This is a genomic window from Sphingopyxis sp. 10G20-10, from assembly GCF_057365075.1.
The window spans coordinates 606,285-618,905 of sequence record NZ_CP195117.1; the positions used below are offsets into that span (position 1 = coordinate 606,285).

Annotated in this window: 12 protein-coding genes and 1 tRNA gene; 6 read left to right on the forward strand and 7 right to left on the reverse strand. The window is 62.1% G+C overall.

Annotated elements, in window-relative coordinates; translation table 11 throughout:
- Window positions 1-17: 17 nt before the first annotated feature.
- Together ACR3XE_RS02950 and ACR3XE_RS02955 are read right to left on the reverse strand one after the other, a co-directional pair.
- Window positions 18-263 (reverse strand): GlsB/YeaQ/YmgE family stress response membrane protein, encoded by a 246-nt coding sequence (locus ACR3XE_RS02950; protein WP_473699076.1) that lies wholly within the window; start codon window positions 261-263, stop codon window positions 18-20.
- A gap of 70 nt (window positions 264-333) precedes the next feature.
- Window positions 334-1,539 (reverse strand): M20 metallopeptidase family protein, encoded by a 1,206-nt coding sequence (locus tag ACR3XE_RS02955; RefSeq protein WP_473699075.1) that lies wholly within the window; start codon window positions 1,537-1,539, stop codon window positions 334-336.
- Window positions 1,540-1,655: 116 nt separating this feature from the next.
- On the opposite strand from ACR3XE_RS02955, the gene ACR3XE_RS02960 reads away from it, so the two are divergent.
- On the forward strand, window positions 1,656-2,924 hold the full coding sequence (locus ACR3XE_RS02960; RefSeq protein WP_486185898.1) for a dipeptidase: 1,269 nt from the start codon (window positions 1,656-1,658) through the stop codon (window positions 2,922-2,924).
- A 6-nt stretch (window positions 2,925-2,930) separates the two neighbouring features.
- Here ACR3XE_RS02960 and ACR3XE_RS02965 read toward each other — a convergent pair whose 3' ends face one another.
- Window positions 2,931-3,347, reverse strand: a complete 417-nt coding sequence (locus ACR3XE_RS02965; RefSeq protein ID WP_473699072.1) for a DoxX family protein — start codon at window positions 3,345-3,347, stop codon at window positions 2,931-2,933.
- A 21-nt stretch (window positions 3,348-3,368) separates the two neighbouring features.
- Between ACR3XE_RS02965 and ACR3XE_RS02970 the strand changes: the two genes are divergently transcribed.
- On the forward strand, window positions 3,369-3,872 hold the full coding sequence (locus ACR3XE_RS02970) for a TlpA family protein disulfide reductase (protein WP_473699071.1): 504 nt from the start codon (window positions 3,369-3,371) through the stop codon (window positions 3,870-3,872).
- 8 nt (window positions 3,873-3,880) lie between these two features.
- Here the strand turns inward: ACR3XE_RS02970 and ACR3XE_RS02975 are convergent, their stop codons facing one another.
- Complete coding sequence (locus ACR3XE_RS02975) at window positions 3,881-5,173, reverse strand: FAD-dependent oxidoreductase (RefSeq protein ID WP_473699070.1); 1,293 nt, start codon at window positions 5,171-5,173, stop codon at window positions 3,881-3,883.
- 162 nt (window positions 5,174-5,335) lie between these two features.
- Between ACR3XE_RS02975 and ACR3XE_RS02980 the strand changes: the two genes are divergently transcribed.
- A tRNA-Gln gene (locus ACR3XE_RS02980) sits at window positions 5,336-5,409 on the forward strand.
- Window positions 5,410-5,442: 33 nt separating this feature from the next.
- Here the strand turns inward: ACR3XE_RS02980 and ACR3XE_RS02985 are convergent.
- From ACR3XE_RS02985 to ACR3XE_RS02995, 3 genes are read right to left on the reverse strand one after another with little or no spacing between them, the layout of a single operon-like run.
- On the reverse strand, window positions 5,443-6,156 hold the full coding sequence (locus ACR3XE_RS02985) for a hypothetical protein (protein ID WP_473699069.1): 714 nt from the start codon (window positions 6,154-6,156) through the stop codon (window positions 5,443-5,445).
- A gap of 17 nt (window positions 6,157-6,173) precedes the next feature.
- Window positions 6,174-7,385: a toxic anion resistance protein gene (locus ACR3XE_RS02990; RefSeq protein ID WP_473699068.1), complete on the reverse strand. Its 1,212-nt coding sequence runs from the start codon at window positions 7,383-7,385 to the stop codon at window positions 6,174-6,176.
- 52 nt (window positions 7,386-7,437) lie between these two features.
- A complete protein-coding gene (locus tag ACR3XE_RS02995; protein ID WP_486185899.1) occupies window positions 7,438-8,427 on the reverse strand; it encodes a bile acid:sodium symporter family protein in 990 nt (329 codons plus the stop codon).
- Between the two features lie 59 nt (window positions 8,428-8,486).
- Between ACR3XE_RS02995 and ACR3XE_RS03000 the strand changes: the two genes are divergently transcribed.
- From ACR3XE_RS03000 to typA, 3 genes are all read left to right on the forward strand, one after another.
- Window positions 8,487-9,152, forward strand: a complete 666-nt coding sequence (locus ACR3XE_RS03000) for a 5'-methylthioadenosine/S-adenosylhomocysteine nucleosidase family protein (RefSeq protein WP_473699067.1) — start codon at window positions 8,487-8,489, stop codon at window positions 9,150-9,152.
- Between the two features lie 144 nt (window positions 9,153-9,296).
- Complete coding sequence (locus ACR3XE_RS03005) at window positions 9,297-10,511, forward strand: mechanosensitive ion channel (RefSeq protein ID WP_473699066.1); 1,215 nt, start codon at window positions 9,297-9,299, stop codon at window positions 10,509-10,511.
- Window positions 10,512-10,680: 169 nt separating this feature from the next.
- Window positions 10,681-12,510, forward strand: a complete 1,830-nt coding sequence (typA, locus tag ACR3XE_RS03010; protein WP_473699065.1) for a translational GTPase TypA — start codon at window positions 10,681-10,683, stop codon at window positions 12,508-12,510.
- Window positions 12,511-12,621 lie beyond the last annotated feature (111 nt).

The window sequence follows — 12,621 nt, forward strand, 5'->3', positions numbered from 1 at the left end:
CAGGGCTTTCAGCTTGGTCAGCCGATGCCGAGCATTCGTCCGACAAAGATCAGCACTACCGCGCCGATGATCGAGGCGAGGCAGCCGGCGCGGTGAAATTCGCCGCGCACACCGCGTGTGGTCACCATACCGGCGAGTAAGGAACCCGCGATGCCGAGCAGGATTGTCGCGACCCAGCCCATCTGGACCACGCCGGGATAAAAATAACGCGCCAGTCCGCCGATGATGAAACCGGAAATAATCGCACCGATGATATTGATCATGTCGTTCCTCCCCTGCCCCTATGGGCTTCTGATGAAAGGCTAATCAATCGCGGCTGCCGTCGCAAGCGATTCAATCGTCGAAACCGCCCTCCAGAAAAGTCTCTGCCAGTGCTGCGTGGAGCGCCGCGCCGCGGGCCATCACTTTTTCGTCGAGCACCATATGGTTGCTGTGCAATCCGCAGCAGGCGCGCCAGTCGCTGCCTTCCTCGCTTGCGCCGAGCCAGAACATCGCGCCGGGCACTTTTTCGAGGACATAGGCGAAATCCTCCGCCCCCATCACGGGGTTGTCCATGGTCAGCCACGCATCCTCGCCAAACTGATCGGTGACGACCCGCTGGCCAAAGGCTGCGGCGCGGGCATCGCAGACGGTGACCGGAAAGCCTTCGTCAATCACCACTTCGGCGGTGCAGCCATGCGCCTCTGCTATGCCGGGGATCAGCCGATGGAGTTCGCGCGCGACATGGGCGCGCTGGGTGGCGCTGAGGGTGCGGATCGTCCCCTCCATCTCGGCTGTTTCAGGGATGATATTGTTGGTCGTGCCCGCCGTGATGCGGGCGATGGTTACCACCGCCGGATCGAAGACAGAAACCTTGCGCGTCACCATCGTCTGGATCGCACCGACAATCTCACACGCCACCGGAATCGGGTCGACCGTATCGTGCGGCATAGAGGCGTGGCCGCCTGCGCCCTTGATCGTCACATGAAGAACGTCCGCCGAAGCGAGCAACGGTCCGGCGCGTCCGGCAAAAATTCCGTGCGGCGCGTTGGGCATGATGTGGAGCGCAAAGGCGGCATCGGGCAGCGGGTCGATGATGCCGTCGTCGAGCATGAAGCGCGCGCCATGATGCCCCTCCTCACCCGGCTGAAACATGAACATCACGGTGCCGGGCAGGCGGTCGGCGGCGGCGCAAAGCAGCTTGGCCGCGCCAACGAGCATCGCGACATGCGTATCATGCCCGCACGCGTGCATCGCGCCATGGGTTTCCGATGTGAAGTCGAGCCCCGTTTCCTCCACGAGCGGCAGCGCATCCATGTCGCCGCGCAGCAACACGGTGCGACCATTGGCGGGGCCGCGCAGGATAGCGACGAGGCCGGTCGTCGAAGGCCCTTCGCGAAACTCCAGCGGCAAACCCGCGAGCGCTTCCTTGATCTTCGCCAGCGTCTTGGGATTGTGCAGGCCGAGTTCGGGCTCAAGGTGAATCGCGCGGCGCAAGGCCACGAGATCGGGGAGGAGGGTTTCGGCCTCGGCGGGGAAGTTTTGGGTGATTTCGTTCATGCATATTTCCTTTGCGGCGCTCGTGCCGAATGCTGGGCGGGGTGGGCGAAGAGGTCAAGACGGGCCGTTGAAAATCTTTGGGTGATTTTCGTGGGGCAGCGGTTAAGGTCGCCGCCATGACCAAAGCTCCCTTACTTGCCGGCCTTGCCGCATTCGCCCTTGTCGCTGCCCCTGCCTCGGCTCAGTCTTCGCCCGAAGCCATTGCCAAAGCCGCCTTGGCCGCTGCGCCGGTGTGGGACGGGCATAATGATGTGCCCGAACAGTTGCGCGACCGGCATGGCGATGTGATCGGCGATTTTGATTTTACCGACACCAGCGGCAGCGCCGATGCGACGCACAAGGCGATGCACACCGACCTGATGCGGCTGCGTAAGGGACAGGTCGGCGCGCAATTCTGGTCGGTGTGGGTCGATTCGTCGTTGCCCGAAGCCGATGCGGTGCAGCAGGTGCTCGAACAGATTGACGTTACCAAGCGGCTGATCGCGCGCAACGCCGATGCAATGATGCTCGCGCGATCGAGCGGCGATGTCATGGCGGCGTGGAAACAGCATAAGATTGCGGGGCTTATCGGCATGGAAGGTGGCCATTCGATCGGGTCGAGCCTGGGCGTGCTGCGGCAAATGTTTGCGCTGGGTGCGCGCTATATGACGCTCGCCCATTTCAACAATACGCCCTGGTCCGACAGCGCGACCGATGTGCCCGCCCATGACGGGCTGACCCCCTTTGGCGAGCAGGTGGTGCGGGAGATGAACCGGCTGGGGATGCTGGTCGACCTTAGCCATGTGGCGGAGTCGACGATGCTCGACGCGCTGGCGGTGACGAAGGCGCCGGTGATTTTCAGCCATTCGGGCGCGCGCGCGATCAACAGCCACCCGCGCAATGTCCCCGACAAGGTGCTCGATGAACTCAAGGCCAATGGCGGTATCGTCATGGTCGATTTCGTCCCCGACTATGCCAGCGAAAAACTGCACCAATGGAATGCAGCAAGCAGCGCCGAGGAGGCGCGGCAAAAGACCCTGCATATCGGGGATCCCGATGGGGCCAAGGCGGCGCTGGATGCGTGGGTCGCTGCCAACCCCGCCCCGCGCGTGACCATCGCCGATGTGGCCGAGCATATCGACCATATCCGCGACCGGATTGGCGTCGACCATATCGGTATCGGCGGCGATTTCGACGGTATTCCGGCGGTAATCGACGGGCTGGAGGATGTGTCGACCTATCCGGCGCTGTTTACCGAACTGGCACGGCGCGGCTATTCGCAGAGTGATTTGGAGAAGATCGCCAGCGGCAATATGATGCGCGTGATGAAGGCGGCGGAGGCCTATGCCAAGGCGCACGCGGGCGATCCGCCGATTGAAACGCCGGTGGCGAAAGCGGCCGAATAGGGCGGACTAGTCGCGTTTGGCAAAAGGCCAGTCGACAACGCCGCCTGCCCACAGCGCCCACCAGATGATGACGGGTTGAAGCGCGAGGCGGGGACCGTGATACCACCAGCTGAGATGCACGCCTCCCAGCGGTATGTCGGCAAGCGCGTGGTGAAAATTGGCCGGCCAGACGCATAAGGCATAGAGCGCCAGCCCATAGCCAGCGGCGCGGCGCAACGGGGGAATCATCAATCCCGCCGCGCCCGCCAATTCGGCGACGCCGGTCAGCGCAACGACAGTCTCTGGCCACGGAACCCACGGCGGGGTGATCGCAAGGAAGCCGCCTGGCCGCGTGAGGTGCGCCCAACCGGCGACCGCATAGGCGATGACGAGCAGCCATCGAAACGCGGTGCGCGGCCAGCTTTGCGGCTTGACTATCGCCATGGCCTTTCGCACCTTTGCGCCATGAAATCTGCGTCCTTGGTCCGCATGGTCATTGCCCCCCTGTTTGCCGCTCTGTTGATCGGCGCTGCGTCGCGTCACATCCCAGAACCGGGCGAAGCCGCCCCCGCCTTCAAGCTCACCACATTTGACAAGCGCAAGGTCACGCTGGCTGAATTGAAGGGCAAGGTTGTTGTCATCAACTATTGGGCGACATGGTGCGGGCCATGCAAGGCAGAAATGCCGATGATGCATCGCTATTACAAAGCCAATCACGCGCGCGGGCTGGAAATGTTCGGGGTGACGACAGAGGACAGCGTGCCCAAATATCAGCTCAAAAAGCTCGCTGACATTCTATCCTATCCGCTGTCGAACCATATCAGCGGCGGATATGGCGCGATCGATAACAGCGTGCCTTCGACCTATATCATCGACCGCAAAGGGATTATGCGTTTTGCCCATAAGGGCGCTTTTTCGGCGCGCGAATTCAAGGCCGCTGTTGATCCGCTGTTAGCAACTGGCGGTTAGCCGCAGAGCTAGCGCCCCAGCGCCGCCAGCATATCATCGACCGAGACATATTTTTCGCGTGGAGCGCCTTCGCGTGCGGCGGCCACTTCCGCCTCTTCGATGCGGCGCCAGTCGCGGAAGGTGACGGGCGTGACGTCGCGGCTGGCGAGCAGGGCGTCGAGCCCCGCTCGGCCTGCCTTGCCACTACCATGGCCGATGTCGGCCAGCACCATTTCGCCAAGGCGTGCGCCATCGGGCTTGTTGGTGCCGATTGTCCCTGACGGCCCGCGCCGCGCCCAGCCGACGCAATATAGACCCGGTAGGATCCGCCCTTCGTCATTGGCAAAACGCCCGCGCCCATGTTCATAGGGGACGCCGGGGATGGGCGGGGTTTGATAGCCGATGCAGCTGATCACCAGCCCCGCATCAATGCTGTACGTCTCGCCGGTGGGCTGTGACCGCAGATCGGCGTCGAGGATGGTTTTTTCGACGATGACGCGCTTCACTCTTCCGTCGCCTTCGACCGCAACGGGCATCGCAAAGAAATCGAAATCGATTGTCACCGGCTTGGCGACCGGATTGGCGGCAAAGCCGCGCAAATGGGTGACCGATTTGCGCATCCCGGGTTCGAGCAGCGCATCCTCCCCCTCTGGCGGCAGGTCGGTGGGGTCGACGCGCGGGCTGGCACGCGCCAGATGACCCAGCTCGCCCAGCTCCTTTGGCGTCATGGCAATCTGATGCGGGCCACGGCGGCCGAGAACGTGGATGTTGCGGACACCGCTTTGGGCCAGCGCATCGCGGGCGTGCGCGACAATATCGCTTCCGGCAAACTCCTGCGGGGTCTTGGCCAATATGCGCGCGACGTCGAGCGCGACATTGCCGTTGCCGATGACCGCCACCCCCGCCGCACCGAGCGGCGGGTCAAGGTCGGTGAAATCGGGGTGGCCATTATACCAACCGACAAAGGCGGCGCTGCCGATGACGCCGGGTAAATCGGCCCCCGGAATCGATAGCGGCCGGTCATTGGGCGCGCCGGTGGCCAGGATGACCGCATCATAGAGCCCGACCAATTCGTCAATCGTGACATCGCTGCCCACTGACACATGGCCGACGAAACGGACATTATCGCGCAGTGCCACGCCTTCGTAACGGCGCGAGACGGCCTTGATCGATTGATGATCGGGGGCGACGCCGGTGCGGATCAAGCCATAGGGTACGGGCAGGCGATCGAGCACATCGATCGAGATATCCTCTGCCTTTTGCAGCGTTTCGGCGGTGTAATATCCCGCCGGTCCCGACCCGATGATGGCAATGTGACGCATCAACCCACTCCTTGCCCAGGTGGTCCGCGCGTCCCACGCAACACCCCCGTTTTGTTATGGCGTGATGCTAGCGGCGAAATGCGTCAGGGCAAGGCTTGCGTGCATCGGGTGAGCATCAACCTTGACAGTTGGCCGCGCGGCCCATATTTCGCCCGCCTCTGGTGCCCCGTCGTCTAATGGTAAGACTGCGGTTTCTGATACCGCCTATTGAGGTTCGAATCCTCACGGGGCATCCATTTCATGCGCTGGCATGAAGGCGCGCGACGCGCCTAGTCTGCCGGGTCTTCGACACCCTGATATTTAAGCTCAAGATAACGTTCGCGCGTCGCGAGTTTGTCGAGGTCGCCTGTGGCAAGGCTGCGCGCTGCTTCGCCGATTTCACGCTCGAGCATCTTGAGCCCGCCGACGAGGGTTTCGTCGGGGGTGCGTCCGGCGTGCGCCTCTTTGCGCAGCGGGACGGGGATGCGCTGATAGCCGTCGACCAGTCCGGTCAGATCCTCGGCCACAAGCTTGCGGATATTGCGCGCCGCAGGGGTCGATTCGTCGAGCGTCTGGAGTTGCGGGGCTAGCAGGTCGAGCTGGACGCCAATGCCATCAATCAGCGTTTTGGCAGGCGCGGGCAGCATCGGGCGCTGCGCCTCGAGCCAGATTTCGGTGCGCCCCGCGAGCTGCTTCAGATCGGCCTTGGGCAAATCGGCCATGCGCGGCTCGGGAAAGCTTGGCCAGTTGGAAAACAGCGTGACGACGCCGACCATCAGAACAAGGAGCGCGAGCAGTCCGGCAAAGCCCAAGGGACGGATGATCAGGCCAAAGACGGCGGCGCCAAGCAGCAACACGCCGCCCGCAACCAGCATCCGCCCGAGTTTGCGATAGAGATGCTGGCGACGCAGCGCGCGGCTTTTTTTGCCGATATGGTGGCGCGGCGTGCGCGCCCGCTCGATCGCGGCCTCGCCCAGCATGATGGTGCGGTCAGTTTCGCTCATGGGCATCTTGTCCGTGACTATCCTTCGAGCGACGCAAGCGGGCTGTCGCCGCTGCTGACGCTGGCTTGGGCCTGACTGGCACCCTCGGCGCGGGCGATATAGCCCTTGGACTTGGCGACTTCGCCTTCGAGCGAGGTGACGGTGCTCTTCATCGAATCGAGCGCTTTCAGCTTGTAGGTGTCGATGGCGTCCATCGTATCGTAAATATTCTGGAACGCGCGGCTCAATGTTTCGAGCGGAATGGTGCTCGATGCGGCCTGTTCGTGAATCTTGGCCGTATTGTCCTTGAGCATTTTCGACGTGCCGTCGATGATCCCTGCGGTCGTGGTGTTGAGCGCGGTGATCTGTTCGAGGACCAGTTTCTGGTTGGTCATCGCCTGTGCGACGGTGACCGCCGTTTTGAGCGCGCTGACGGTTGTGGTGCTCGCGCGGTCGACGCCTTTCACCAGTTCGACATTGTTTTTCTTGACCAGATCAAGCGCGAGATAACCCTGAACCGTCACCGCCATCTGGGTGAGCAGGTCCTGTGTCCGCTGGCGCGCATAGAAGAGTGCGTTTTCGCGAAGGACTTTGGCCTTGGCGGGGTCGCTGCTGTCGAGTTCGACGGCTTTGGCCTCCAGTCGCGCGTCGAGCGTCTGGGCGATATGAACCATCTGCTCCAGCTTGCCCATCGCCTCCCACAGCTTGCGCCGTTCGACGTCGATGGCGGCATTGTCCATCAACAATTCGTCCTTGCCATTGGCCAGCGCGTTGAGCACCGCCGAGATATGGCTTTGCGCCGAGCGGTATTTGGCGAAATAATTGCCGACCCGATTGCCGAACAATTTTCCGAAAAAGCCGGTTCTGGACAGCAATTTGCCGTTTGCCGAGGGGTCGAGCTCCTCGACCGTGTTGCGCAATTCAATCAAATTTTTGCCGACGTCGCTGTCGCGCTCCATCGCCTTGACCGGACGGTCGAGAAAGCGGTTCGATTGACCCGCCGCCTCCATCATTTCCTTGCGGCCCATATTGGTAATCTGGTCGATGCGCTGGCCGAATTCGGGCGAATTTTCATCCTGCGCGACCAGATCGTCGATAAAGCTGTCGACCCGCTCCTCCAGCTTGGACTTTTGCTCGGTCGACAGCGGCACAAGGCCGGCGGCCTTTTCGGGTGCCACCGGCGCCAAAGGCTCGGGCGGGGTCAGCTTTAACTCGTCGGTCGCCGTCGCGGTTGCCGTTGCTTCGCTCATTCTTCGTCCTTCCACCCCGATGCCGTCCCGATATATGGCACGCGCATCTGTATTATTCAAGCACCACACCTCTTGTCTGCCTTAGCAGCCAAGGGGCAATCCATGCTGATAAGATCAGCTGCGCCATATGATAGACGAGGATCGGCACCAGCACCATGCCTGCTGTTGCCGGTGGAAATAGCGTTGCGGCGAGCGGCGCGCCGACCGCAATGCTCTTTTGCGCGCCCGAAAACAGCAGGGTCGTGCGGTCGGGCCGCGCCAGACGGAGCCATCCGCCGAGCGTCCAGGCTCCGGTAAAAGACAGCGCCAGCATCGCGGCCACCGCCGCGCCGATGATGCCGAGTTCGGGGCCGTCGAGCTGATCCCAGATTCCGCCCACGACGGCAGCGGAAAAGGCGACATAAACCGCAATGGCAATCGCGCTGCGGTCCATGAAGGTCGCCAGCGCCTTGTGTCGGATAGCCCATGGCCGCAGCCAGCGCTGCACCAATTGTCCGGCGACAAAGGGCAACAGCAGAATCGACACGATCCGAACCGCCGCCATGCCGCTAATCTCCCCCGCGCTTCCCGCGAGCGCGGTAAATAGTAAGGGAGAGAGGAGAACGCCGATCAGATTGAGCAAAGCGGCGGCCACCACGCTTGCTGCGACATTGCCACCGGCAAGGCTGCTGGCGGCGGTGGCCGACTGGACGGTCGAAGGCAGGACACCAAGGAACAAAAAGCCGAGCGCAAGGGTGGCGGGAAGAAAGGGAGTAGTGAGGGCCTGCGCGCCAAGACCGATCAGCGCCATCACGCCGAAACAAAAACCCAATGCCGCCCCCTGCAATTTCCAGTTGCGAATGCCGTGCAGCACCTCGTCGCGCGGCAGGCGCACGCCGTTGAGGAAAAACAGCAGGACGACGGCGGCGGTCGACAGGCCGTGTGCGAGGGGCACCGCGCGTCCGCTCACCGGCAACAGGCTGGCGAGTGCAATCGTTGCCAACAGAACAGGCACAAAGCGGTCGGGAAAAATTCGCGCGAGCATCGCCCGAAGCGATGGCAATTGGGCGCGGCCTTGGCAAGCGCTCTGGTGCGATGCGCGAATGGCGTTAGATAGCAGCGATGAGTTTGATTCTGATATTGGCGGCCTTGCCCGAAGAGGGCGAGGCGCTCTTTCCCGGCGAAGGGACACGCAACGACCTGTCTGGCGTTCCGACCCGCCATGTCCAAATCCACGGCCACCGGCTGACCATTGCCACTTGCGGAATGGGCAAGGTGCAGGCGGCGCTGGCGGCGGGATTGCTGATGGCGGTCGAGCGCCCCGATATGCTGATGATGACCGGATGCTGCGGCCGCGTCGGGCCGCTGGCGGGCGAGGCGTTCTGGATCGCCGAAGCGGTGCAGCATGATTATGGCAGTCGGCAGGCGGCAGGATTTACGCCCTATCGCGCAGGCGATTGGCCGATTGGCGAGGCGGGTGCGGCGCATTTTTCGGCCATGCCCGATCCCGGTCTGGGTTTGCCGCACGCGCGCATTGCCAGCGGGGATAGTTTTGTCGGCTGCCCCGACCATGGCCGCTGGCTCGCCGATGGGCTGGGCGCGCATCTGGTCGATATGGAGGTTGGCGCGGTGGCGCAGGTCGCGCATCGCACCGGACTGCCATGGGCCGCGATCAAGGCGGTGACCGACGATGCCGATGGCGCCAGCGCGGGTGATTTTCAGACCAACCTGTTGCGCGCGGCGCGGGCTGCGGCGAGCGCGGTGGAACGGCTGGTCGCGAAACTGTGATGCGCTATGGCGGTCACATCAACCCTTAGTGGCTATGCCCCTATAGTTTATCAAAATATTGTGGTAAACCTGTCCCTACCGCGGCTCTGCGTGCCGCAATTTGGTGCGCCGAGTCCCGCAAAACAAAAAGGGGACCGGATAGCTATGAACGACTTTCAAATCGGCAACTTCATCATCGATGGGGAGCGAGCGGTGGCCTATGGCCGCATCGCCGTCATCGCGCTGCTCATATTGCTGGCAACATGGATTTTGGCGCGCGCCGCCAAATGGGCCTTTGCCAAGCTGGTAGAAACCGTCCCGCTGTTACGGCGAGAGACGGGGTCGGGGGAAAGTTTCGGTCTGTCGCTCGGACGGATCGTGGCGTTGCTCATCTGGTTGTTCGGTCTTGTCGCTATTTTGAACGTGCTCAATCTGGGTGCGGTGACCGGTCCGATGCAGACGATGCTCAACAATGCGATGGGCTTCATTCCCAATATCATTGGGGCCGGGCTGATCTTATTCATCGGTCATATGCTGGCGCGGATTGCCAAGGAGCTGATTGAAACCGTCCTCGCGACGGTCGATTTCGACCGTTGGGCCAATCGCGGCGGAATCGAACAAGTAACCGGAAACAGCACGATCAGCCGCACCATCGGCACGATCATCTATGTGCTCATCATCATTCCGGTCGTCATTGCGGCGCTTCAGGCGCTGCAGATTGATTCGATCAGCGACCCGCTGGTCGGCATGTTGTCGCGTATTCTTGATGCCATTCCGGCAGTCATTGGCGCGGCTCTGGTCCTCGGCTTTGGCTTTGTCATCGCGCGCTGGATTGCGGGCGTTGCCGAAGAAGTGCTGGCTGGCCTCGGGGTTGACCAATCGGTCGGTGCCATCGGCATCCTGCCCCCGGCGGTGAAGCTGTCGGATATTATCGGCAAGGTCATTCTGGTGACCATCCTGCTCGTTGTGACCATAGCGGCGACGCGGATGCTCAACTTCCCCGAATTGACCCAAGTGGTTGATGAAGTGCTGCGGCTTGGCGGTGCGGTAATCTTTGGCGGTGTGATTATCGCCGTCGGTTTCCTGATCGCCAACTTCCTTGCCACGCTGGTCAGCAGCGCGGGGGGCAGCGGTTTGGGACCGCAGCTCATCCGCTATGCCACGATCCTGTTGTTCGCGGCGATGGGCCTCAAATATATGGGGATCGCCGACAGCATCATCGAAATGGCGTTCGGGGCGCTGGTGATCGGCGGCGCAGTGGCTGCCGCGCTCGCCTTTGGCCTAGGCGGTCGCGACGCAGCGGCACGGGTGCTGGAGGATATGCGCAGTAGCAAGCCGGCAGCGAAAGCCCCGCCGCGCAAGGTGCCGCCCGCGATGTGATCTGACGCAAGACAATCAAGACAATGATGGCGCGGCAATCCTTTGGGGTTGTCGCGTCTTTTTCTGTTATACCAAAGCGGGCAATTTTGTTGCGCCGCAACAGACCATCTGCTAGGGGCGCGCGGTTCGCGGCATCCGGTGCCGCCCCCTCCCAATCAAGGCTTTTCGCATGTCTTTGCGCAATATCGCCATCATCGCGCACGTCGATCATGGCAAAACCACCCTCGTTGACCAGCTGTTCCGCCAGTCGGGCACCTTTCGCGACAACCAGCGCGTCGAAGAACGCGCGATGGATTCCAACGACCTGGAAAAGGAACGCGGGATCACCATCCTTGCGAAATGCACCAGCGTCGAATGGGGCGAGGGTGATGACGCGACGCGGATCAATATTGTCGACACCCCGGGTCACGCCGACTTCGGCGGCGAGGTCGAGCGCATCCTGAGCATGGTCGACGGTGTTATCCTGCTCGTCGATGCTGCCGAAGGCCCGATGCCGCAGACCAAATTCGTCACCGGCAAGGCGCTCGCATTGGGGCTGAAGCCCATCGTCGTCGTCAACAAGATCGATCGCAGCGACGCGCGCGCCGCCGAAGTGCTCGACGAAGTGTTCGAATTGTTCCTGGCGCTCGAAGCCAATGACGAACAGCTCGATTTCCCGATTCTCTATGCCTCGGGCCGCGGCGGCTATGCTTCGGATAGCGCCGACGCGCGCGAAGGTACGCTTGAGCCTTTGTTCAAAACCATCGTCAGCCATGTGCCGACCCCCGGCTTGCCCGAAGACGGCCCGTTCACCTTTTTGGCGACCCTGCTCGACCGCGACAATTTTATCGGCCGTGTCCTCACGGGTCGCGTCCAGTCGGGGACGATCAAGACCAACCAGCCGATCCACGCGATCGACATGGACGGCAAGATCATCGAAACCGGTCGTGCATCGAAGCTGTTGGCGTTTCGCGGTTTGGACCGTGTCCCTGTCGACGAAGCGCGCGCCGGCGACATTGTTGCCATTGCCGGTTTGACCCAAGCAACCGTTTCGAACACCATCGCCGACCCCTCGGTCAGCGTTGCGATCCCCGCGCAGCCGATCGATCCGCCGACGCTGTCGATGCGCTTCTCGGTCAATGATTCGCCGATGGCCGGCCGCGAAGGCAAAAAGGTCACGAGCCGGATGATCCGTGACCGCTTGCTGCGCGAAGGCGAAACCAACGTCGCCATCCGCGTCACCGAAAGCGCCGACAAGGACAGCTATGAAGTCGCCGGTCGCGGCGAGCTTCAGCTGGGTGTGCTCATCGAAACGATGCGCCGCGAAGGCTTTGAACTCGGCATCAGCCGCCCGCGCGTTCTGTTCGGTGAAGACGAAGCGGGCAAGCGCACCGAACCATATGAAACCGTCGTCATCGACGTCGACGACGAACATTCGGGCACCGTGGTCGAAAAAATGCAGATCCGTAAGGCCGAACTCACCGACATGCGCCCATCGGGCGGCGGTAAGACCCGCATCACCTTTAGCGGCCCGTCGCGCGGCCTGATCGGCTATCATGGCGAGTTTCTGTCCGACACGCGCGGCACCGGAATCATGAACCGCCTGTTCGAAAAATATGGCCCGCACAAAGGCCAGATCGCCGGACGCCAGAACGGCGTGCTGATCAGCAACGGTGCGGGCGAGGCCAATGCCTATGCGCTCGGCCCGCTCGAAGAACGCGGCATCCTGATGGTTGCCCCCGGCGAGGCGCTGTATGAAGGCATGATTGTCGGCGAGAATGCCAAGCCCGACGATCTGGAAGTCAATCCGATGAAGTCGAAGCAGCTGACCAACTTCCGCGTCAGTGGCAAGGACGACGCCATCCGCCTGACCCCGCCGCGCCGCCTGACGCTCGAACAGGCCATCGCCTATATCGACGACGATGAAATGGTCGAAGTCACCCCGCTGAACATCCGCCTGCGCAAGGCTTTGCTCGACCCGAACGAGCGCAAGAAAGCATCGCGCAAGAAAGCGGCCTAAAGCGCCGGTTCAAGCGCACATCATTGCCGCGCTTGAACCGCTCGATATCAAAGGTCATAAAGCCGTCGCGTCAGGGGAGGGGAATCGTCCTCCCCTTCAATCCCATGCCCG

Coding starts and splice junctions, on each gene's coding strand:
- ACR3XE_RS02970 (WP_473699071.1), top strand. CDS start 3,369: ATGAAATCTGCGTCCTTGGTCCGCATGGTCATTGCCCCCCTGTTTGCC.
- ACR3XE_RS02990 (WP_473699068.1), bottom strand. CDS start 7,385: ATGAGCGAAGCAACGGCAACCGCGACGGCGACCGACGAGTTAAAGCTG.
- ACR3XE_RS02960 (WP_486185898.1), top strand. CDS start 1,656: ATGACCAAAGCTCCCTTACTTGCCGGCCTTGCCGCATTCGCCCTTGTC.
- ACR3XE_RS02955 (WP_473699075.1), bottom strand. CDS start 1,539: ATGAACGAAATCACCCAAAACTTCCCCGCCGAGGCCGAAACCCTCCTC.
- ACR3XE_RS02975 (WP_473699070.1), bottom strand. CDS start 5,173: ATGCGTCACATTGCCATCATCGGGTCGGGACCGGCGGGATATTACACC.
- ACR3XE_RS03005 (WP_473699066.1), top strand. CDS start 9,297: ATGAACGACTTTCAAATCGGCAACTTCATCATCGATGGGGAGCGAGCG.
- ACR3XE_RS02950 (WP_473699076.1), bottom strand. CDS start 263: ATGATCAATATCATCGGTGCGATTATTTCCGGTTTCATCATCGGCGGA.
- ACR3XE_RS03000 (WP_473699067.1), top strand. CDS start 8,487: ATGAGTTTGATTCTGATATTGGCGGCCTTGCCCGAAGAGGGCGAGGCG.
- ACR3XE_RS02985 (WP_473699069.1), bottom strand. CDS start 6,156: ATGAGCGAAACTGACCGCACCATCATGCTGGGCGAGGCCGCGATCGAG.
- typA (WP_473699065.1), top strand. CDS start 10,681: ATGTCTTTGCGCAATATCGCCATCATCGCGCACGTCGATCATGGCAAA.
- ACR3XE_RS02965 (WP_473699072.1), bottom strand. CDS start 3,347: ATGGCGATAGTCAAGCCGCAAAGCTGGCCGCGCACCGCGTTTCGATGG.